The 22883-nt window shown below is 42.8% G+C and carries 16 protein-coding genes and 3 tRNA genes; 8 read left to right on the forward strand and 11 right to left on the reverse strand.

Features of this window, described 5'->3' with window-relative positions; genetic code table 11:
• The first annotated feature begins 87 nt into the window (after positions 1–87).
• Positions 88–2421 carry a ribonuclease R gene (rnr, locus tag H3U73_RS04485; RefSeq protein WP_198190113.1) on the forward strand — a complete coding sequence of 778 codons (2334 nt, stop codon included), beginning with the start codon at positions 88–90 and terminating at the stop codon, positions 2419–2421.
• 380 nt (positions 2422–2801) lie between these two features.
• On the opposite strand, the gene H3U73_RS04490 is transcribed toward rnr, so the two are convergent.
• The 8 genes from H3U73_RS04490 to H3U73_RS04525 all read right to left on the reverse strand — a co-directional run bounded on the left by H3U73_RS04490 (position 2802) and on the right by H3U73_RS04525 (position 9780).
• Positions 2802–3374 carry a 50S ribosomal protein L25/general stress protein Ctc gene (locus H3U73_RS04490; RefSeq protein ID WP_198190114.1) on the reverse strand — a complete coding sequence of 191 codons (573 nt, stop codon included), beginning with the start codon at positions 3372–3374 and terminating at the stop codon, positions 2802–2804.
• Positions 3375–3436: 62 nt separating this feature from the next.
• A complete protein-coding gene (locus tag H3U73_RS04495) occupies positions 3437–4423 on the reverse strand; it encodes a ribose-phosphate pyrophosphokinase (RefSeq protein ID WP_025330604.1) in 987 nt (328 codons plus the stop codon).
• A 544-nt stretch (positions 4424–4967) separates the two neighbouring features.
• Positions 4968–5043 (reverse strand) — tRNA-Gln (locus H3U73_RS04500).
• A gap of 30 nt (positions 5044–5073) precedes the next feature.
• Positions 5074–5149 (reverse strand) — tRNA-Gln (locus H3U73_RS04505).
• A gap of 19 nt (positions 5150–5168) precedes the next feature.
• A tRNA-Gln gene (locus H3U73_RS04510) sits at positions 5169–5244 on the reverse strand.
• 10 nt (positions 5245–5254) lie between these two features.
• The gene (gene ispE / locus H3U73_RS04515; RefSeq protein WP_084551558.1) at positions 5255–6103 is read right to left on the reverse strand and encodes a 4-(cytidine 5'-diphospho)-2-C-methyl-D-erythritol kinase; all 849 of its coding nucleotides are present in this window, start codon (positions 6101–6103) and stop codon (positions 5255–5257) included.
• A gap of 16 nt (positions 6104–6119) precedes the next feature.
• Positions 6120–6752, reverse strand: coding sequence for a lipoprotein insertase outer membrane protein LolB (lolB, locus tag H3U73_RS04520; RefSeq protein ID WP_084551559.1), 633 nt, complete (start codon positions 6750–6752; stop codon positions 6120–6122).
• Between the two features lie 184 nt (positions 6753–6936).
• The gene (locus tag H3U73_RS04525; protein ID WP_198190115.1) at positions 6937–9780 is read right to left on the reverse strand and encodes a tetratricopeptide repeat protein; all 2844 of its coding nucleotides are present in this window, start codon (positions 9778–9780) and stop codon (positions 6937–6939) included.
• Positions 9781–10111: 331 nt separating this feature from the next.
• Between H3U73_RS04525 and mutM the strand changes: the two genes are divergently transcribed.
• A complete protein-coding gene (gene mutM / locus H3U73_RS04530; RefSeq protein ID WP_084587059.1) occupies positions 10112–10939 on the forward strand; it encodes a bifunctional DNA-formamidopyrimidine glycosylase/DNA-(apurinic or apyrimidinic site) lyase in 828 nt (275 codons plus the stop codon).
• Between the two features lie 6 nt (positions 10940–10945).
• Positions 10946–11755 carry a lysophospholipid acyltransferase family protein gene (locus tag H3U73_RS04535; RefSeq protein WP_198190116.1) on the forward strand — a complete coding sequence of 270 codons (810 nt, stop codon included), beginning with the start codon at positions 10946–10948 and terminating at the stop codon, positions 11753–11755.
• Between the two features lie 12 nt (positions 11756–11767).
• On the opposite strand, the gene pdxH is transcribed toward H3U73_RS04535, so the two are convergent.
• Positions 11768–12400 carry a pyridoxamine 5'-phosphate oxidase gene (gene pdxH / locus H3U73_RS04540; RefSeq protein WP_025330597.1) on the reverse strand — a complete coding sequence of 211 codons (633 nt, stop codon included), beginning with the start codon at positions 12398–12400 and terminating at the stop codon, positions 11768–11770.
• Between the two features lie 190 nt (positions 12401–12590).
• Between pdxH and hemA the strand changes: the two genes are divergently transcribed.
• Positions 12591–13853 carry a glutamyl-tRNA reductase gene (gene hemA / locus H3U73_RS04545; protein WP_084551563.1) on the forward strand — a complete coding sequence of 421 codons (1263 nt, stop codon included), beginning with the start codon at positions 12591–12593 and terminating at the stop codon, positions 13851–13853.
• 91 nt (positions 13854–13944) lie between these two features.
• Positions 13945–15027 carry a peptide chain release factor 1 gene (gene prfA, locus H3U73_RS04550; protein ID WP_110414173.1) on the forward strand — a complete coding sequence of 361 codons (1083 nt, stop codon included), beginning with the start codon at positions 13945–13947 and terminating at the stop codon, positions 15025–15027.
• A gap of 54 nt (positions 15028–15081) precedes the next feature.
• Here prfA and H3U73_RS04555 read toward each other — a convergent pair whose 3' ends face one another.
• Together H3U73_RS04555 and H3U73_RS04560 are read right to left on the reverse strand one after the other, a co-directional pair.
• Positions 15082–15957 (reverse strand): EamA/RhaT family transporter, encoded by an 876-nt coding sequence (locus tag H3U73_RS04555; RefSeq protein ID WP_198190117.1) that lies wholly within the window; start codon positions 15955–15957, stop codon positions 15082–15084.
• Between the two features lie 50 nt (positions 15958–16007).
• Positions 16008–16271 (reverse strand): DUF1289 domain-containing protein, encoded by a 264-nt coding sequence (locus H3U73_RS04560; RefSeq protein ID WP_198190118.1) that lies wholly within the window; start codon positions 16269–16271, stop codon positions 16008–16010.
• Between the two features lie 236 nt (positions 16272–16507).
• Between H3U73_RS04560 and typA the strand changes: the two genes are divergently transcribed.
• The 3 genes from typA to mfd all read left to right on the forward strand — a co-directional run bounded on the left by typA (position 16508) and on the right by mfd (position 22759).
• The gene (gene typA / locus H3U73_RS04565) at positions 16508–18322 is read left to right on the forward strand and encodes a translational GTPase TypA (RefSeq protein ID WP_198190119.1); all 1815 of its coding nucleotides are present in this window, start codon (positions 16508–16510) and stop codon (positions 18320–18322) included.
• A 368-nt stretch (positions 18323–18690) separates the two neighbouring features.
• A complete protein-coding gene (locus tag H3U73_RS04570) occupies positions 18691–19179 on the forward strand; it encodes a DUF456 domain-containing protein (RefSeq protein ID WP_025330591.1) in 489 nt (162 codons plus the stop codon).
• 169 nt (positions 19180–19348) lie between these two features.
• Entirely contained in the window at positions 19349–22759 is a 3411-nt protein-coding gene (gene mfd / locus H3U73_RS04575; protein ID WP_198190120.1) for a transcription-repair coupling factor, read from the forward strand.
• The last annotated feature ends 124 nt before the right edge of the window (positions 22760–22883 follow it).

Here is a 22883-nt window from a genome sequence, read left to right on the forward strand (position 1 = left end):
TTTTGCATATATTGCAACTTTCAGTTAAAGTATGTCTTTAACTGAGGAAGTGCATTATATATTCTCTAAAGAGATTGTCAATACTCTATGAAAAAAAAATCAGATTTACGCCATCAAGATCCATATTTAAAACGTGAATTACAACGTTATTCCAATCCTTTACCCAGCCGGGAATGGATTATTGCTGTTTTAGATAAAGTCGGTATTCCGGTCAAAATGACTGAATTATCACAGAAACTTAATATTACTAATGAAGAAATAGCTTTTTTTGATCGTCGTTTAAATGCCATGGCACGAGACGGACAGATTCTAATTAATCGCCGCGGTGCTGTTTGTGTAGCTAATAAACTGGCACTGGTTAAATGCCGGATTGAAGTACACAAAGACGACTTTGGTTTTGCTGTACCGTTAAACCCTGCTGACGGCAGTGATTTTGTTCTCTACGCTCGCCAGATGTGCGGGTTAATGAACGGAGATATTGTCACTGTAAGACCAGCTGGTTCTGACCGTCGCGGGCGGCGTGAAGGGCAGGTGCTGGATGTCATCGAACGATCTAATAAAGATGTGGTAGGACGACTCACAATTGAACATGGTGTAGCTATGCTCGTTCCCGAAGATAAACGTCTGGGAGCAAGTATTGTGCTACAGCCTGACTCTTTGGGTAAAGCTAAAGCCGGTCAGGTTCTGGTAGCAAAAATTGAGTCCTATCCGAATGCAACTCAGGCAGCAGTGGCTCGTGTTACAGAAATTCTTGGTGATTATGCTGACAGTGGTATGGAAATTGAAATTGCAGTACGCAAACATCATTTACCCTATCAGTTTAGTCAGGCCTGTATGGCTCAGGCCGCTAAAATACCTGATCATGTTAAAGCTGATGAGCGAAAAAACCGAAAAGATCTGCGTGATCTGCCGCTTATTACTATTGATGGTGAAACAGCACGCGATTTTGATGATGCGGTATATGCAGAAAAAATTGGTCGTAATTACCGCCTGGTCGTTGCTATCGCCGATGTTAGCCATTATGTCCATCCTGATGATGCTATTGATCAGGATGCACAGGAACGTGCTACGAGTGTTTATTTTCCACGGCGGGTTATTCCGATGCTACCGGAGAATTTATCTAATGGCATCTGTTCCCTTAATCCGAATGTAGATCGCCTGTGCATGGTATGCGATATGGTGATTACTTATGCAGGCAATATTAAAAGTTATGAATTTTATCCGGCGGTAATGCGCTCACATGCACGGCTTACCTATACACAGGCATGGGACTGGATTAGTAATGACCAGTTTGATGACCCGATGAAAACACATGTACTGAGTTTATACCGGTTATATCAGATTTTACTGAAAAAACGCCTGCAACGTGGTGCTGTGGAATTTGATAGTGTAGAAACACAGATGCTGTTCAATCAGCAGGGTAAAATTGAACGTATTATACCGGTTGAGCGTAATGAAGCTCATCGTCTGATTGAGGAATGTATGCTGGCTGCGAATGTCTGTGCTGCAGAATTTCTCAAACATCATAAACATCCTGCTCTATACCGTAATCATGCCGGTCCGACCAGTGAGCGTCTGAATACTTTGCGTGAGCAATTATCGCTGCTTGGTTTACATCTAAATGGCGGTAGTAACCCTACTCCAAAAGATTATGCGGAACTAAGCGAAAAAATCAAAGAACGGCCTGATCGGAATGTAATCAGTATTATGCTGTTACGCTCAATGCAGCAGGCGGTTTATGAACCACAAAATATTGGCCATTTTGGTCTGGCCTATCCGGCATATACACATTTCACTTCACCAATCAGGCGTTATCCTGATCTGACTGTTCACAGAGCCATTAAGGCCATTTTACAGCATAAACAATATCAGCCAAAGTCGTGGTCTGAACTGGGTGTGCATTGTTCACTGGCAGAACGCAGAGCTGACAATGCCAGCCGTGATGTGCAAAACTGGCTTAAAACTTACTATATGCAGGACAAAATCGGTGAGGTTTTTTCCGGTACGATTTCCGGTATGGCAAATTTTGGTTTGTTTGTTACTTTAGATAATGTTTATATTGACGGCATGGTTCATATCAGCGATCTGGGTGAAGATTATTTTAATTATCATCCTGAAATGCTGGCCATTGTCGGAGAGCGTAGTGGTATCCGCTTTAAGCTGGGTGATAAAGTTGTAGTCAAAGTAGCTCGCGCGGATTTGGATACGAGCCGGATTGATTTGGTGCTGATTAGCACGAATAGTGGTAAGCGTCGCCGGACAAATAATGCGCAAAATATTCAGAAACAGCTTAAAGCCACTGTTAAACAGCCGCGCAAAGCACCCGGTAAGAAAACTAAGTCAAACAAAACAAAAACTGCTGCCATTCAGAAGTCACGTAGTAATGGTTCACGCAAAAAACCAGGCCGTAAAAAGTCCTGATGCTGCGTTATAATTGATTAAATTAATTTCTAAAAAGGCTTTTATCTGTGTTGAATCAGATAAAAGCTTTTTTATATTTTTGACTTTTTTATGTTATTAATATATTTATAAAATAATTAGTATGCATTACTTATTTTATAAAACGTAATTTGAATGAAATAAAATATTTTTATATATTTTTCTTGTGCAGACCGTTTATTTCTGATTTTTCAAATTTAACTTTACGTTTTGCTATATGTGCTAAATTGTAATTATTTAAATTTAGAAATTATTACTCACATTACTTTAAAAAAACTGAAGTCTGTTACTACAGACTTCAGTTTTCAATGGCATTTTACTTTTAGGTAAAATACTAATCAGATGTAGGTATTTTTTACTGCTTATTTGTTTTTACCAGTAGCAGAAGCAATAGCCAGATTTTCATTGCGATTTAATGCAACGCTGGTCACACCTTCCGGGAACACTAAATCGGTCAGGTGACGAATTTCACCGGCACTGATGGTAGAAACATCCAGTTCCAATACAGCTGGAATGTTTTTCGGTAAAGCATTTACTTCTACGCTGGTAGCCAGCAGAGACACACGACCACTTTGCAATTTTTCTGCCGGAGAAATAGCAGCATTCAGCAAGTGTAGCGGAACACGAATATTGATAGCTTTATTTGCATCAACGGCCTGGAAATCAATGTGCTGTACCTGTTGTTTAAACGGATGCATCTGGAAATCACGTACAATAACGTCGTAGGTTTTGCCATTAACATCCAGTTTGATGATAGCAGTATGGAAAGATTCTTTTTCCAGTGCGTACCATAAAGTACGATGATCTACTGTAATGGCTATTGGTTCGGTACCTTCGCCGTACAATACAGCCGGTACTTTACCTTCGCGACGCAGGCGGCGGCTCGCACCAGTGCCCTGAGCTTCACGGATTTCTGCTTTAATTTCGTAAGACATAACTACTCCAAAGTTAATAATGCCGTCATCGGCCGCGACCAGCTTAAGACGGCTTGGGGGTATTAAGGGAGAAACATTGCTCCCGGTATGGCCACATCTTCATTGAAAAGATATGACACAGATTCTTCGTTACTGATACGACGTACAGTTTCTGCAAGCAGGCCTGAAATACTTACCTGACGAATCCGATCACATTTCTGTGCAGCTTCAGATAAAGGAATAGTATCAGTGACTACAACCTGATCGATTTCTGATGAAGCAATACGCTCAATCGCCGCTCCGGAAAATACCGGATGAGTAGCATAAGCCAGCACGCGTTCTGCACCGCGTTCTTTTAATGCTGATGCAGCTTTACATAAGGTATTTGCTGTATCAATCATATCATCAATAATCAGGCAGGTACGATTCTGAATTTCACCGATTACATTCATTACTTCTGCCACATTGGCTTTTGGCCGGCGTTTATCAATAATGGCCAGATCAGTGCCCAGTGTTTTTGCTACGGCACGGGCGCGCACTACACCACCGATATCAGGGCTGACAACTGTCAGATTATCAATGCGCTGCTTTTCAATATCATGCACCAGAATGGGGGTAGCATAAATATTGTCTACCGGAATATCAAAAAAGCCCTGAATCTGGTCAGCATGCAAGTCAACTGTAAGTACGCGGTCGATACCAGCAGAATACAGCATATTGGCTACCAGTTTGGCAGAAATCGGCACACGTACTGAACGCGGACGGCGATCCTGGCGTGCATAGCCGAAATAAGGAATGGCTGCAGTAATCCGTCCGGCTGAAGCACGCTTGAGTGCATCAGCCATTGTCAGGATTTCCATTAAGTTATCGTTAGTCGGTGCGCAGGTAGGCTGTACGATAAATACATCACGACCACGTACATTTTCGAGTAATTCAATTGCAATTTCGCCATCAGAAAATTTTCCAACTGAAGCACGTCCCAGAGAAATATCCAAGTGTCTGGCTACGTTATTTGCCAGCTCCGGATTCGCATTGCCGGTAAAAACCATCAAACTGTCGTATGCTGCCATTTCTGTTGTACCTGAGTCCTGTTTTGGTTTGGTTTGATTTGTGTGAGGTAGATTAAACATTAATCCAAAGCTTTCATATCACCACTTGGGTTGTAGTGTATCTGTCATTTAAACAAGTAATGGCTTTCAACGTTATGAATTTCGTTGCTCATTTCGCTGTTAACCCGTTTACGTTACTTTTAAATTCAAAAGCAATGACCACCTCTTTGAAAAATATTCTGTATATACTGATAGCTGCAAGTATCATGGTTAAAACAGATTTAATCAATCAATTTTGCCGATACCTGATAGCAACACAACAAAATAGTAACACTATTCTATTACTAGGATTGAAACTGTATTGCATTTTTCAGGCTTAACCATGCTAATTATCACAAAAAGTGAAAACAGTTATACAAACTTGCTTGTTTCCCGATTGGAAGTTTTCCGTACGGGATTAATGGCAAATTATATCACTTATGGCAATCTGCACGTGCTATAAAATAACAATTTGTCATTTACACATTAAATAAGCGTGTAAGTAAACTTACACGCTTATCTGAATTGGCTGGGGAGGTAGGATTCGAACCTACGCATACCGGAATCAGAATCCGGGGTCTTAACCACTTGACGACTCCCCAATAGGGTTTACTGCTTATTTGCTCGAAATGTGGCTGGGGAGGTAGGATTCGAACCTACGCATACTGGGATCAAAACCCAGTGTCTTAACCACTTGACGACTCCCCAATGCTTTTTATCAAGCAACTGGCTGGGGAGGTAGGATTCGAACCTACGCATACTGGGATCAAAACCCAGTGTCTTAACCACTTGACGACTCCCCAACTACACACATCATTGATAAAACGGATGCCTCGTCAGGGAAGCAACACAATATGCCTGATGCGCGCAAGAAACTTTATTGTAAACAGCTTGTGCTGCACTTTCAGAATTAAATGACAAAAATACACATGCACCAGAACCACTCATCATTGGTGAACCGTATTCAGCCAAAACATCAAATGCCGCTTTTACTGCTGGATACTCAGCTAAAACAACGCTCTGCATATCATTGCGCCAGTGCTGTCCTGCTTGGAAGTCTGGCATTATCCGTGGCTTGGAATCACGTGTCAAGTCTTTATGTGCAAATATTTTCGGTGTACTGACATGCACCGGAGGCTTGATAATCACATACCATTGTTTTGGCAAAGATATCGGGCTTAATTGCTCACCAATACCGCGGGCAAATGCACTTTGTCCAAAAATAAAAAACGGTACATCTGCACCTAACCGCACGCCAAGCTGTAATAGTTCTGTCTTACTCAGATTAAGCTGCCACAATCGGTTAAGCACCATTAATACGACTGCCGCATCCGCACTGCCACCACCCAGTCCGCCACCAACAGGAATCTGTTTTTCCAGCCAGATATCCACTCCGTATTTAGTACCGGTATGGTCGGATAATAACCGGGCTGCACGCACACACAAATCCTGTTCTTCAGTAATGCCGTCAGTTGGTGTATGTAACTTTATGCAGCCTGTCTGATTTACGCTGAACCAGATATGATCATACAGCTCAATCAGAGTAAAAATGCTTTCAAGTAAATGGTAGCCGTCGGCGCGCCGTCCGACGATTCTCAAATCAAGATTCAGCTTGGCCGGCGCCAGAAAATGCCGTGCATCAGCTGCTGGAGATTTATTCATATTTTTAAATAATTAATCAGGATAATTTTTGACGCAATTCGCATTGTGCTGATTTTGCACTATCATCAGTATCTGTATATTCATCAAACACCAGTCTGATGTCGAAGCGTGCATTATTTAACAGTACAATACGCGGATTATGACTTCCGTTTTGTTGCTGACGCTGGATAATCCAGCCAGACTGTTTAAGTTTGCCGTTGGGCAATAACTGATAAGGTTCATCTGCAATCCAATATCCCTGCACCCATTGATTCAAGTGATCAAACGGAAGCACAAAACCAAGCATACGCTGGCTTAACTCCTCAATACTGGCTGCAGTAATTATCTGCCCTTTACTGTCTTCTGCAATTACACCTGAGCTGTCAGTACATAAAACCCCTACACTATTACCCAATGGTGTTTTGACTTCAATTGTTTGTACGCTACCGGTATTCTGCCAGCTAAAATTTGCATAGCTTCCTTTACCCTGATCCTTAATAGCCAGCCGTCCGGAACTGTCAAAACCGGAAACATCATTTTCGTTACCAGCCTGCCAGTCTGATGCCGATGTTATTCTGTCTGGTATGAGGCTGCTACAGGCACTTAAAGCCAGGCTGGTGATAGCTGCTGCCAGATAAAGATTTTTTTTACGTAAATATGAATATATCATTCTTATTCCGGTATCTATGATTGTCTATTATTGTAATATTATCAGAATTAGTTATATGAGCTGTGTGAAGTTAGTTTTGTGTTTTAGAATTAAATGAATAGCTGCCGTTGACACTTGATGCATACGGCAGCTTTTTCGGTAAATTTCAATAGTTCAGTTGCTAAAGTCGATAACTAGTATCCGGCTATTTATTGTTTTGTGATTTCGGTGCAGTAGTCAGACTAGACGGATTTACATTAAATTTTTTCAAAATCTGTTGTAACTCTTTCTGGTCAGAGTCTTTATTAGCTAATCCCTGTGCCCAAATTTTTCGTGCCTGTTCCTGTTCTCCTTGCTGCCACAAGACTTCTCCCAGATGCGCTGCAATGGCACTTTCCTGCTGAACCTGATAGGCTGAACGTAAAAGCGGTAACGCTTTTTCAGGCTGGTTATTCAGATAATATGCCCACCCCAGACTATCCTGAATTGCCCAGGACTCATTATCCAGCTGACTTGCATGCTGCAAAATCGATAAAGCCTCTGCCCAATAGCGTTTTGGCATACTTAGCATGGTATAGCCCAGCCCATTATAGCCCTCCGCATCATCAGGTTTTAATTCAATAAAAGCACGAATATCTTTTATTGCCTTTTTCGGCTGATCCAGTTTTTCACTATAAGCTGTTGCTCGTGAATACAGCAGGAATGCTTTTAAGTCTGTATTATTATCCTCAGATGCAGCAGCTTTTTTGTCTGCATCCTTTAGCATCTGTGTCAGCTTTTGTACATAAACTTTCGGATCGAGGGTTTTACTATCAATATAAACTGACAGTGCAATGGTATGCATATTATCAGAAACGGGTGATTCTTTATTCTGATCTATCCGAGCTAACCATTGCTTTGCAGCCGGTATATTATTTTGGGTTACTTCAATCATCCCCATCAGATAGGCTTTATCTCCGATCAACTCACTATCAGTTACTTTATCCAGCCACTTACGTGCAGAGGTCATATCCCGATTAGAAAAGTAATATGTTGCAGCGAGAAGCGCTGCCTGACTTTGTTGAAGTCTGTTACCGGTCTGAATGACTTTATTAATATTTTCAATCAAAGCCGGTTCATTGGTTCTGTTGCTAAATAAAATTCCTGCCTGTTGTAAATAGATATCTGCATCAGCCTGAGTTTCTACCTTCTTTGCTGTAGCTAAGGGCAGACTATTCGGTCTGATTTGGTGTTTACTTAGTATTTGATTCAGAATTTTATGATCACTGGCTTTATTAAGCCAGCCCTGAGCCCATATTTGACGAGCTTCGTCCTCACGCCCTTGCTGCCAATAAACTTCCCCCAGATGAGCAGCTACTTCACTTTCCGGCAGCTTCTGATATGCATATTCTAGTAAAGGCAGCGCTTTTTCTACATTACCATTAAGAAAATAAGCCCAGCCCAGGCTGTCATTAATTGCCGGAGACTGGTTATTCTGAGCATAGGCTTGCTCCAGCAATTGCTGTGCTTCCTGCCAGTGATCTTTTGACAGACTTAATAAGGTGTAACCCAGTGCATTAAGCCCCTCTATCTGATTAGGCCGCATTTTCACAAACCGGCGCAGATCTGCTACTGCTTTTGCCGGCTCATCAAATTTATCTGCATATAACAGCCCACGAAGGAGTAATAACGGCGCAACATTTTCTACCTGTGTTCTGGTATCACCATGTTCTGCTTCATTAATCACTCTATTCAGATATTGTTCATATTTCTGGTCAGTAAGTGAAGAACTATTTACAAATGTTTGTAAACGAAGCAAATCCGATCCGCTGAAAAAAGTACCTGCCGGTGTTTTATCTGTCTGAACTTTATTTAACCATTGCTGAGCTGCTTTCCAGTGTTTTTGTTCTGCTTCAATTGAGCACATCATAAGTGCCTGATCAAAGAGAAACTGCGGATCATTGACTTTAGTCGCCCACGAACGGGAAGCCGGCAGATTATGTTCATCATAATAGCGCATAGCCACCATCATGGCCGCTTTACTTCGCTGATTGGAATTCCCCAGTTCTACAATTTTCTCTGCATAGCCGGCAATGGTAGCTGTAGCAGCTTTTTGACTGACAGCCAGATAAACTGCCTGCAAATACAGATCCGCGCTTTTACTTTTCTCAAGTAATGGCTGCAAAGTTTGATATGCCTGTTGTAATTGATTATTTTTAATCAACAATTCTATATAAAGACTTTGCCATTTAGCTGGCATGGTGTCCACACCGGTTAGCTGGTAAAAATCCAGCAGATATTGTGGCTGCTTAAGATTAATCAGGTTCAGTGTCAGCTGGCTGGCTGGAAAAATATCGGTATCTAGATGAACCAGTGATTGTAACGCTTTGATGGTTTGCTCTTTATGCGCACCGGTTGCACCATAAATAGCATCGGCAATTAGTGCTTCTGCCATTTCAGGATGTAAAACTGCTGTTTTGTGAATCGGTGCATTTAACTCATCAGTGGCATCCAGGTTGTTTAACCGGAATTGTGCCATTTTTAAAAACAACCGGCGCAGCTGATAATCATTGGCATGGGATAAAACTGCATCTGCATTTTTCAATACTTGTGGCACATCATTTTTGGCGATAGCCAGCTCCCACATCAGGCGCTGTCTTGCTGGTGTCTCTGTTGGCTCAATTTCCTGCCAGCGATTAGCAATGGTTTGCGCTTCAGTGATTTTATTTGCGCCGAGAGCCATTTCCATTGCCCGTTCAGCTACCTCTGGTTCTTGTGTATGCTCAAGCATTCGCATATCTGCGGCCAGAGCGTGATCGGTTTTACCCTGAGAATAAATAAGTTCTGTGGCAAATAAAGTAAAAATATCATTGGCACGGCCAGCAATAGCCAGACGCCGTTGCAGCGAATCTGCATCATCCGGTGCTGTAACCTGATTATTTATCCGCTCAATTTTAGTTTGAATCAATGGTACTGGTTTATGCTGCTCTGACACACTGTTGGCATTGGCCATATGTACAGCCATTAAACTTAAAACAATCGGGGTAATACGATGAATCCAACGAGGCATTAAACTTCTCCATATATGCAAATCAGTTTACGTAGACACTGAATCATAAATAAATAACAACTCTGTACTTGTGCAGGCAATTTTTTTCTAATCGCGGTTTATCATGCAATATGTGTTCAGTTATTAAATACTTTAACCGGCACGATAAAATTTGCAGCCGTTTAAAGAATAAACTATTAGGGTAAAATAATTTGCTACTTTAACACAGACAATTTTAGCTGCGTATGACTTATGGCAATTTTATCTGATTAAAACTGACACAGTATGTGCTTTAAATTTTGTTTTCATGATGCTATTGTAACGATTTTATTCTGAATAATATAAATAAATTATGCCCGAGTTACCGGAAGTAGAAACAACGCTGCGCGGAATCGCTCCTTTTATTGAAAATCAAACTATTTCACAGGTAGAAGTGCGTCAGCCGCGTTTACGCTGGCCGATAATAGATAATCTAGGCGAACAGCTTGGCGGCGAAAAGGTATTATCAGTCAGACGCAGAGCTAAATACCTGCTGATTGAATTAGCTTCAGGCACATTAATTATTCATCTGGGTATGTCAGGCAGCTTACGCGTCTTTACTGACTTTACTGCACCGCCGGTACAAAAACATGATCATGTAGATATTGCTTTTAGTAATGGTACGCTCTTACGATTTCACGACCCCAGACGTTTCGGAGCTGTTTTATGGTTTATCGGACTCATTGAACAGCATCCTTTATTAGTTAACCTCGGACCGGAACCACTCAGCCAGGATTTTAATACTGATTATTTGCAACAGAAACTTTCAAACCAGAAACGTGCGATTAAAACAGCAATTATGGATAATAAAATTGTTGTCGGCGTAGGCAATATCTATGCTAACGAAGCTTTGTTCCGTACTGGTATCCATCCGGCCATTCCGGCTATGAAGCTGAATAAACAGCAGATTAGCGCACTGACTGATGCAATCAAACAGATATTACAGGAAGCGATTACGGCAGGTGGCAGTACTTTAAGGGATTTTGTAAATAGTGCTGGCACTAGTGGTTATTTTCAGCTACAACATCAGGTGTACGGACGAGCCGGTGAACCTTGCCCGCAATGCGGGCATCCGATTGAAAAAATGATTTTGGGACAAAGAAGCAGTTTCTATTGTCCTCAATGCCAGAAAAAACGATAAATAACAATGACAAAATCAGAACATACTTCTTTAATTACCCGTTTTTCGCGAATTTTCAGACTGGCTGTGTGGCTGGTTAAGACAATCAGACGGGTAAATCGGTTTAAGAACCTGAATGAAACAGAGCGAAATAAGGAATTAATTTCAATTGCGCACAATTTACTTGATATTCTGCACGTCAAGGTAAACTCTGAGCAATTATTACACGATACAGCAAGTATGCCCTGGCTTACTGTAGCCAATCATATTAGCTGGCTGGATATTTTCGTATTAATGTCCTTTATCCCCGGTGGTTTTATTGCTAAACAAAGTGTCAAATCATGGCCAGTAATCGGCAGACTGGCTACAAACGGAGGCTCTGTTTATATTAATCGTCAGTCGAGACAGGATATTAATCCGGTCATCAAAGCCATAGTACTGGCATTACATGAAGGTAAAAACGTCCTGTTTTTTCCCGAAGCGTATACATCTGAGGGAATGACTACCTTGCCGTTTAAAGCAGCGCTGTTTCAGGCAGCAATAGATGCAGATACACCCGTGATGGCAGTAGCCATGCGCTATTACAACCCTCAGGGATTGCGTACATCTAAAGTAGCATTTGCCGGCAAAACCAGTTTATTGCGTAGTCTGTGGAATATAGTATCTATGCCGGAAATTATAGTAAAAGTAGATTTTTCTGCGTTGCTGAATATTGCTGAAAACAAAACAAATGATCGTTTCAGCCTGAAAACTCAGGCTGAAGATTTTATTCAAAACAAAGTTCTTATGGATAGTCCGGCTACAGCAGCCGCGCCTTCAACTTCTGAATCAATATAGGCCAAAAGATGTTTAAGGTGATAAGCGCTGTTTAATCCAGAGATTATTTTGTCTTGTATACTGAATACGGTCATGTAAACGGCTTGGTCTTCCCTGCCAGAATTCTACCAGCTCGGGTTTAACCAGATATCCGCCCCAATGCGGCGGTCTGGGTACATTGAACAAATATTTTGCCCCCAGTTTTGCTGCACGCGCCATCAGCTCGGTTTTACTATTAATTACGGCGCTTTGTTCACTAGCCCATGCACCAATACGGCTGCTGTAAGGTCGGGACTGAAAATAGGCATCTGATTCTGCTGCAGGTAATTGTTGCACGCTTCCCTCCACCCGTACCTGACGTTCCAGTTCCGGCCAGAAAAATGTGAGTGCCGCATGCGGATTCAGACTTAATGAACGCCCTTTACGGCTATGATAATTAGTAAAAAATACAAACCCTTCTGCTGTCACTTCTTTTAACAGCACAATGCGGGCATTAGGTCGTCCGTGCTGATCAACAGTAGCAACATTCATGGCTGTAGGCTCATTTACTTTGGCATGCATGGCTGCCATTAACCATTTTTGAAACTGCTCCAAAGGGTCTTCACAGCAATCAGCTTCACTAAGTGACTGCTGGCTGTAATCTTCACGAATATCGTGCAAATCCAGATTCTTCATTTTTTTGTTTATGCATGCGAAAAAGTTATTTATACCACTCTCAGGCATGATTTACTGCTTTTTCAGCACTGATAGCGTATAATTGCCCGATTTAATAACTTTATATTTATATAGAATATAAAGTCTGGCTGGCAATTATCCTACCCGCGGTAGCGGGCAAACGCAAATTACTTCAGGTAGTATGTCTTTAACCGTTATCGGACTCAATCACCAAACTGCGCCAGTTTCTGTACGTGAACGTTTGGCTTTCCCTGCCATAGAACTGGCAGAAGCACTAACTGCGCTTGGCAGTCAGGAAGAAATAGCAGAAGCGATGATTCTGTCTACCTGTAACCGTACAGAAATTTACTGTACTGGTAATGCAACCACAGCCATACAATGGCTGGCCGACTACCATCAATTGCCATTATCTGAATTTGCTCCCTATTTATATCAATTCCATGATAAACAGGCTGTGCAGCATGCCTTTCGGGTGGCTTGCGGACTGGATTCAATGGTTTTAGGTGAACCGCAGATTCTCGGACAATTAAAAGAAGCCGTACGCGTTGCCCGCAGCCGGCATACGCTGCATCAGCAGCTGAATGCTCTGTTTGAAAAAACTTTTGCAGCAGCTAAAGAAATTCGCAATGAAAGTGCAGTTGGAGAAAACTCTGTATCCATGGCAGCGGCGGCAGTTAAAATGGCCGCACAGATTTTTCCTGATATTTCAGCATTGAATGTTTTAATGGTGGGTGCCGGTGAAATGATTGAGCTGGTAGCCACCTATTTTGCCGCAGAATGTCCGCGGCGCCTGACTGTTTTAAACCGTACACTGGAGCGGGCTCAGGAGTTATGTCAGAAATTAAGCTGTGAAGCAGATGCACGCATATTAACTGCTTTACCTGAAATTCTGGCTGAATACGACGTAATTGTTTCTTCTACTGCCAGCCCTTTTCCGGTTATTGGTAAAGGTTTAGTAGAACGCGCACTCAGGCAGCGGCGCGGCATGCCGATGTTTTTGCTTGATCTGGCCGTACCGCGTGACATTGAAGCCGAAGCAGGCGAACTGAACGATGCGTATTTGTATAGTGTTGATGATATGGTGCATATTGTGCAGCATGGTCAGGCAGCACGGCAACAGGCTGCAGCTGAAGCTGAAAAAATGGTTGCAGGCAAGGTTGCTGAATTTATTGCATGGCAACAGACACGCAATAGCGTTCCTTTAATTTGTGAATTGCGCGATCAGGGTGAACAGCTGCGCAGCAAAGCAGTCACTAAAGCTCTGCGCCGTCTGCGTAAAGGTACACCTGTTGAAGAAGTATTGCAGCGTTTAAGCCGTGAATTAACCAATAGCCTTTTGCATGCACCCACCCGAGCTTTAAATAAAGACAGTCAGCAATATCCTGAGCTGGCCGAGGCCATTTGTCAGATTTACCAGCTGCATGGAAAAAATCAGCAGCATTAGCTACTGCCTCCAATTTATTCATAATCCTTAACTCTATATATTTAATACAGTCTCAATGGACTGATAGCTTTTATTTAATACGGAATACCAGATGAAACCTTCATTGATAGACAAGTTACAGCACCTGACTGAGCGTCTGGAAGAAGTAACCGCTTTGCTGGCTTCTCCTGATGTCACGGACAATATTGACGAATATCGTCGCCTTACCCGTGAACATGCCGAGCTTACACCGGTAGTAGAAACCTATCGCCAGTATACACAGGCAGAAACTGATTTAGCTGCCGCAGAAGAAATGCTGGCAGACCCAGAATTAAAAGAATTTGCGGCTGAAGAAATCAATACTGCCCGTAATCAGATTACTCAGCTGGATGGCGAGCTGCAAAAACTTTTGTTACCAAAAGACGAAGATGATGACAAGAATATTTTCATAGAAATTCGTGCCGGAACCGGTGGTGATGAAGCAGCTTTATTTGCCGGCGATTTATTGCGCATGTATACACGCTTTGCAGAACGTATGGGCTGGCAGGTAGAAATTGTATCCGCCAGTGAAAGTGATCTGGGTGGCTATAAAGAAGTGATTGCACGAATTGCAGGCATGAATGTTTACAGTCAGCTCAAATTTGAATCTGGCGGCCATCGGGTTCAGCGCGTACCAACCACAGAAAGTCAGGGCAGAATCCATACCTCAGCCTGTACTGTGGCCATTATGCCGGAAGCCGATGAAGTGGCTGAAGTACAGCTCAATCCGAACGATTTACGCATTGATACTTTCCGTGCCTCCGGTGCGGGTGGTCAGCATATTAATAAGACGGATTCTGCCGTACGTATTACTCACTTACCAACGGGTATGGTAGTGGAATGTCAGGATGGTCGTTCACAGCATGCCAATAAAGCACAGGCAATGCGAGTACTTGCCTCCCGTCTGTATGAACAGCAAAAACATGCTGCTCATGCCAAAGAGGCTGCTGAACGTAAAAGCCTGATTGGCAGCGGCGACCGCAGTGAACGTATTCGCACATATAATTATCCCCAAGGCAGAGTAACCGATCATCGCATCAATCTTACTTTGCATAAACTGGATTTTATTATGGATGGTGATTTATCTGAGCTGACACAGGCATTAATTGCCGAGCATCAGGCTCAGCAGCTGGCACAATTAAGTAATGCCGGCTAAGCACATCAAAAAAAGCTGTTCTCAATTTCAGAACAGCTTTTCAATATAAATCGGCTACAACAAAGAATTAAGCCTGCTGCCATAAAACAGAAACCAGATTGCAGCAATTGCCAGTACAATTCCGGCAGCATTCAAACCATTGATTTTTTCTTTAAACACAAAAGCACCAATAATAGTGGCCAGTGTTATTACGCCCAGATTCATACCGGCAAACACCAGCGAAGGGTCTTGCTGAAAATACTGATGTGCACGAATGTAAAACAGAATATTGGCAAAATTCAAACCACCCAGTATCAGACCTGCCAGAATACTGGCCGCATTCCAGACTGTTCTGCGTAAACACAGATAACATATAATCAGAATAGCAGCGAGGATAAATGACACCAGCAAGGTCGGTGCAAAAGCTGTTCCGCTTTTCGCCATCTGTTTAAACAGAATATCTGTAGTTCCGTAACAAAGCCATACACCGAATAAATAGCCGGCAGTACTTAAAAAATCGCCTTTTCCTTTGCTTTTAGCCGGGTTCTCACGGTACAGCAAGGTAAGCAAGGCCATTAGTGCCAGTGCAATTCCAATAATTTTATTAGTGCTTAAAGTTTCTCCAAAGACCACAAATGCGGCTACTATAGGCATAAATAGCGATAGGCGCTGGGCAGCATCTGTTTTTACCATTCCCGCCTGTTCGATAGCCCGCCCCAGCACAATAAAGCCGAGCGGCAGACCAATACCTAAAGCCAGAAAAATAATCCAGTGACTGCTATAAGTATGCCAGTCAGAAAAATCCGGACGTAAAAAAAACCAGGTGCAGGCAGCAGCTACCGGGTAATTAATCGCTACAGCCTGAGCAATATTAACACCGTTTCTGCGTGCCAGTTTCAGTAATACTGATACAGAGACACTACATAAAATACTAATAATCAAAAAATGCATTTTTTCCCCAAAAATCAAAATTTACGAACTAACTTATCAGCTATTGAAAACTAAAAATCAAAATCTGCCTGCAGCCATATTTGCTCACTCAGATTTTGTTCTGTCTGGTCTGCTAGTTGTGATTGCATTTGTTCCAGCTTGCGCCGGCGCAATGCACACAAACGCAGCACATACTGTTTCTGAGTATCAGACATACGTAACCAGTAAAGACGCTCGTCCCTGCTGCGCAGACAGCCTTTGCAATATCCCTTATGATTGCTTTCACAAACACCTTTACAGGGACTGGGAATAACAAAAAATTCTAACTGTTCCATTGCCTAGGTTTTGCATCCCTCTTCAATACCACAATTACAACAGACTGCCTCAAATAACCCAGCCGGAATAACACCGGAAAAACGTTAACTATGACACATACACAGATGTAAGTCAGCCTCTTTAATACTGACAGAACATCTGATTTTGCTAAAAATTCCACGAAAAGCAGAGTAAATGTTATAATTCAAGGTTAATTTTCCTTACAAATAGCTAATAAACTAGGTTACACACTCCTATGAGTAAAAAAATTCGTAATATTGCCATTATCGCACATGTCGACCACGGCAAAACCACACTGGTAGACCAGTTATTGCGCCAGTCCGGTACTTTCCGTGCCAATCAGCAGGTAGACGAACGAGTAATGGACAGCAACGATCTTGAAAAAGAACGCGGCATTACCATTCTTGCCAAAAATACCGCCATCGAATACGAAGGCTACCATATTAATATCGTTGATACACCCGGACATGCCGACTTTGGCGGCGAAGTAGAACGTGTACTGGGAATGGTAGACTGTGTGCTACTACTGGTGGATGCACAGGAAGGTCCGATGCCGCAAACCCGCTTTGTTACCAAAAAAGCACTGGCATTAGGGCTGAAACCGATTGTAGTGATCAATAAAATTGATAAGCCAAGTGCCCGCCCGAGCTGGGTAATTGACCAGACATTTGAACTATTCGATAAACTGGGCGCTACCGATGAACAGCTCGACTTCCCTATCGTTTATGCTTCTGGTCTGTCTGGCTTTGCCAAGCTGAATGAAGAAGACGAATCTACCGATATGCGTCCGCTGTTTGAAACCATTCTGAAATATACCCCGGAACCAGCCGGTGATGCAGATAAACCTCTGCAATTACAGATTTCTCAGCTTGATTATGATAACTATACCGGCCGGCTGGGTATCGGTCGTATTCTAAACGGACGAATTAAACCCGGTCAGGTAGTAGCTATCATGAATGAAGATAAGCAGATTGGTCAGGGACGCATTAATCAGTTGCTTGGCTTCAAAGGATTGGAACGCATTCCGTTACAAGAAGCAGAAGCCGGTGATATTGTTACGGTTTCCGGACTGGAAGATATAGGTATCGGTGTTACCATTGCTGATCGTGAACAACCTCAGGGGCTGCCTATGCTGAGCGTGGACGAACCTACTCTGACGATGGATTTCATGGTCAATACCAGCCCGCTGGCCGGTACAGAAGGTAAATTTGTTACCAGTCGCCAGATTCGCGAACGTTTGCAAAAAGAATTGCTGACCAATGTAGCCCTTCGCGTTGAAGACACAGCAGACGCAGATGTATTCCGTGTTTCAGGCCGTGGTGAGCTTCATCTGACTATTCTGATTGAAAATATGCGCCGTGAAGGTTATGAGCTGGCTGTCGGCAAACCACGTGTGGTTTTCCGTGAAATTGACGGCGTTAAATGCGAACCTTACGAAAACCTGACTGTCGATGTAGAAGACAATACTCAGGGTGCTGTAATGGAAGAACTGGGTCGCCGCCGCGGTGAACTGACCAATATGGAAAGCGACGGCAAAGGCCGTACCCGTCTGGAATACCGTATTCCTGCGCGCGGTCTGATTGGTTTTCAGGGTGAATTCATGACCTTGACCCGTGGTCAGGGACTGATGAGCCACGTATTTGATAATTACGCACCAGTAAAAGCAGAAATACCCGGCCGACGCAATGGTGTACTGGTATCACAAGAACAAGGTGATGCTGTAGCCTATGCTTTATGGAATCTGGAAGACCGCGGTCGTATGTTTATCAATCCGGGCGAAAAAATTTACGAAGGCATGATTATCGGTATTCACAGCCGTGACAATGATCTGGTTGTTAATCCGCTGAAAGGCAAAAAACTGACTAATGTCCGTGCTTCCGGCACAGATGAAGCAGTGCGTCTGACTCCGCCGGTACTGATGTCTCTGGAAGCTGCGGTAGAGTTTATCGATGATGATGAACTGGTAGAAATTACTCCGCAAACCATTCGCCTGCGTAAACGCTACCTGAGCGAACAGGAACGCCGCAAGCACTTTAAAAAATTAGATTAATTAAAGTTTATTTGGCACAGGCAGCTTTTTAAAGGCTGCCTTTTTTCAATATCGAATATTTATCTTTAAGAACAACAATTTTTAATAAATAGCATTGATATTCAATCTGATTAATGTATTGATATTGAATCATTCAGTCTCAACAAATAACACAGCTTTATTTATCATTTATATTTTATACAGATTGTCTGTACTGTAATTGCTCACTAATATACAGATACCATGCCAAACTGATAAAATTATCTGTTATTAATCAGCGGTTGATTACATATTTTTTATCTGCACTACAAAATTTATCCTTGTATGTGACAACCGCATCCCCCATTTTACTATTCTATATTATGAATTTTATTGAGGACTAATTTGCCATGAATGCAGTATTGGTAATATTGGCTATTGTTTTATTACTCATTGGTTTATTAGGTACATTTATGCCTGCTTTACCGGGTCTGCCTCTCATGTTCGGAGGTGCATGGTTACTGGCATTGAGCAGCAATTATCAGATTATGGGGGCACCCACATTAATTACTTTAGGTATACTGACTTTATTAGGTTGTTTTCTGGATTATATGGCCGGTATGCTGGGTGCTAAACATAGTGGTGCAAGCAGAAGAGCTATCTGGGGTTCTTTTATTGGTGCGATTATTGGCATGTTTTTTGCCTTACCGGGCATGGTATTGGGGCCGTTAATTGGTGCAGCAACCGGTGAATTTATTGCCAGACGCAATCTGGTCGCTGCCGGCAAGGTTGGCTTTGCTACACTGATTGGTCTGGTTGTTGGCGTGGTTGCCAAAATTGGCTGTGCATTTGCCATTCTGATTACCATCGCTGTAATGTATTTGTATTCGCTATATTAATTATTGTTATGTAATAATAGCCATAATTCTGGGACTGTGTCTGAAACTGACTTATTATTCACCCATTCCAAACAATTCTGTTTCAATTGTCTGCTTATCAGGGCTTGTCTTATCATAGCTTGCCCATAAGTACTGGCAATCAATTTCTATTATCTGTAAAACTAAAATTATGCCCGCTGCTGCTTCATTCGCATTGCCTAAAACCAGACAGACTGTAATCTGGTCTGATTTAAATGCTGGTAGTCTGCCATTATTACTTAGCCAGCATTTACCTGAAAAAAAACTGAAAATTATTTTAACTGCAGATGCCGAACAGGCAATCCGTATTCAGGCAGCATGGCAATTTTTTGATCCTGCTGCACGTATCATGTTTTTCCCGGATTGGGAAACTCTGCCCTACGAACATTTTTCTCCTCATCAGGAGCTAGTATCAGAGCGACTAAGTACATTGTGGCAACTAAAAAACGGACTGGTTGACGTTTTATTGTTACCGCTGGCAACAGCCATGCAAAAAATTGCCCCTCCTTCATTTTTGCTGGGACATACTTTCTGGCTGAAAACCGGGCAGGAACTGAATATTGAAGCATTGAAACACAGTCTGGTTGAAGCCGGCTATAACCATGTTTCTCATGTGGTGGCGACCGGAGAATTCGCCATGCGTGGCGGTATTCTCGATATTTTTCCAATGGGCAGTGACACACCGTTTCGTCTGGACTTATTTGACAATGAAATTGATACCATCAAAACATTTGATGCAGACAGCCAGCGTACATTAACCACAGTAGATGAAATTCGTCTGTTACCGGCACATGAATTTCCAACCGACAGTGATGTACAGAAAATATTCCGCAGCCGCTTTCGGGAAGAAATCAATAGCGACGCCCGAAAAGCAACTGTTTATAATGCAGTATCTGAAGGACATTTCGGGGCGGGTGTTGAGTATTACCTGCCTTTATTTTTTGAAGAAGAATGCGTCAGTATCTTTGATTACACTGATGATGAAGCCATTCTGGTTTGTCTGGGTGATATTCATCAAGAATCTGCCCGCATCTGGCAGGATGTCAAACAACGCTACATTCTGGCACAGGGCGATCCGGCCTATCCACCTCTGGCACCAGATTATCTTTATCTTAGTGAAGACCAGTTCGGGGCACGTATTAAATCTTATGCGCGTCTTGTTCCGCAAATCAGTGAAGACACTACTTATACGCTGCCAAGTGTCGCAGTAGACAGACAGGCTGATGATCCGCTGCACACACTGAAAAATTTTCTCCAGCAATGGTCAGGACGGGTACTGATTTGCGCAGAAAGTCTCGGACGCCGGGAAACCATGCTCAATTTTATGCGCCAGTACAGTTTACAGCCAGATATTGTCAATAGCTGGCAGGACTTTCTGAACAGTAATTCCTGCTTGTGCCTGACTATTGCGCCGTTAAGTTACGGTTGCCTGCTGACAGATCAGCAACTGGCTATTATTACTGAGGCTGATTTATACCAGTATGTTATTCGCGGCCGGCGTACAAGACGCAAACATAGTGCTGTTTCAGACGGCATGCTGCGCGATTTGGCTGAAATCAAAATTGGTGATCCGGTGGTACATGAACAACATGGTATCGGACGCTATCAGGGTCTGGTAACCCTGAATTTAGGTGAAGGTGCCTGTGAAATGATGCTACTGGAGTATGCTGAAGGTTCTCAGTTATATGTACCTGTTAGTCAGCTCCAGCTTATTTCCCGCTATGCAGGCAGTGCTCATGATAACATCAGTTTGCATAAACTGGGTCATGGAGCATGGGATAAAGCACGACATAAAGCCGCGGAAAAAGCCAGAGATACTGCTGCCGAATTATTAAATCTATATGCTCAGCGTGAAGCTCAGCAAGGCCACCGCTTTAGTCTGAATGAGATGGATTATCAGGCTTTTGCCAATGGCTTTGGCTATGAAGAAACCGAAGATCAGGCTGCGGCAATCGCTGCGACCATAAAAGATTTATGTGCTGAAAAGCCCATGGACAGACTGATTTGCGGAGATGTAGGCTTTGGTAAAACTGAGGTTGCGCTACGCGCCGCTTTTGTAGCAGCAATGGCTGGTAAACAGGTGGTAGTACTTGCACCAACTACACTGCTTGTTGAGCAACATGCACAAAATTTTGCTGATCGCTTTGCAGACTTTCCGGTTAAAGTTGCCCAGCTTTCCCGCTTTAATACCAGTAAACAAACACAGGCCACACTTGCCGGACTGGCTGACGGCACAGTAGATATTGTGATTGGTACCCATAAACTGGTTCAGCCGGATGTCCATTTTAAAAATCTGGGACTGGTTATTATAGATGAAGAACATCGCTTTGGCGTACGTCAGAAAGAACAGCTTAAACGCCTGCGTGCTAATGTGGATGTGCTTACACTGACCGCAACACCAATTCCGCGTACATTAAGTATGGCGCTGGAAGGCCTGCGTGATTTTTCATTGATTACCACAGCACCAAGCCGCCGGCTGGCTGTAAAAACCTTTGTTCGTCCTTACAGCAATGGTTTAATACGAGAAGCCGTATTACGTGAACTGAAACGTGGCGGACAGGTGTTTTTTCTGCACAATGAAGTTGATACCATTGCTAACACTTATGAAAAATTAACTACTTTATTACCTGAAGCCCGTATCGGTATCGCTCATGGACAACTGCGTGAACGCGAACTGGAACAGATTATGCGGGATTTTCTTCAGCAGCGTTATAACGTGTTACTGTGTTCAACTATTATTGAAACCGGAATTGATATTCCCAATGCCAATACGATTATTATTGAGCGAGCTGATAAATTTGGTCTGGCCCAGTTGCATCAGCTGCGTGGCCGTGTAGGCCGCTCTCATCATCAGGCATATGCCTATCTACTGATACCGGATGCAATGACCAAAGATGCACAGAAACGTCTGGAAGCCATAGAAATGGCTGATGATCTGGGAGCCGGATTTACATTAGCCATGCAGGATTTAGAAATCCGTGGTGCCGGCGAAATTTTGGGTGAAGGACAGTCTGGTGAAATGATTCAGGTCGGATTTACTTTATATACCGAAATGCTCAAGCAGGCCGTGCGCAATTTGAAGAAAGGCAGAGAGCCGGATCTGGATGCTCCGCTGGGTATTACCAGTGACATTAAATTGCATAGTCCTGCTCTGCTGCCGGAAAGTTATTGCCCGGATATTCATGCCCGACTGGTATTGTACAAACGCCTGGCAAGCTGTGAAACCGAAGCAGAGATAGACCAGATACACGAAGAACTGATCGACCGTTTCGGGCTTCCTGAACCGGCTGTCTCTACATTGATTGCCAGCCATCATTTACGCATTGAAGCAGCCAGCTTAGGCATAGACACAATTGACGCCAGTAGTGAAGCCATTACTTTTACTTTTGGCAAACATCATCGCATTAATCCCGCAACTATTGTAGCCATTATGCAAAGTGATAAAAACTACCGTCTAATTGGAGCAGATAAACTCAGAGTTAGCATTGGTATTGAAGACGTTATGCAACGTGTCCAGATTATTAAAAATATTATGAAACAACTTGCGGTTGATGCCGGCTAAACCTAAAAATAACAGGTAAGCATTTTTAGCTGACAGCCAAAAATATAAATCAGCATTTAAAGCTGAATAACAAAAAGCAGTCATACGATGAAAATAGTACGGCTGCTTTTTATTTTGTATCAGT

The organism is Snodgrassella sp. W8124, from assembly GCF_016100875.1.
GTDB lineage: Bacteria > Pseudomonadota > Gammaproteobacteria > Burkholderiales > Neisseriaceae > Snodgrassella > Snodgrassella alvi.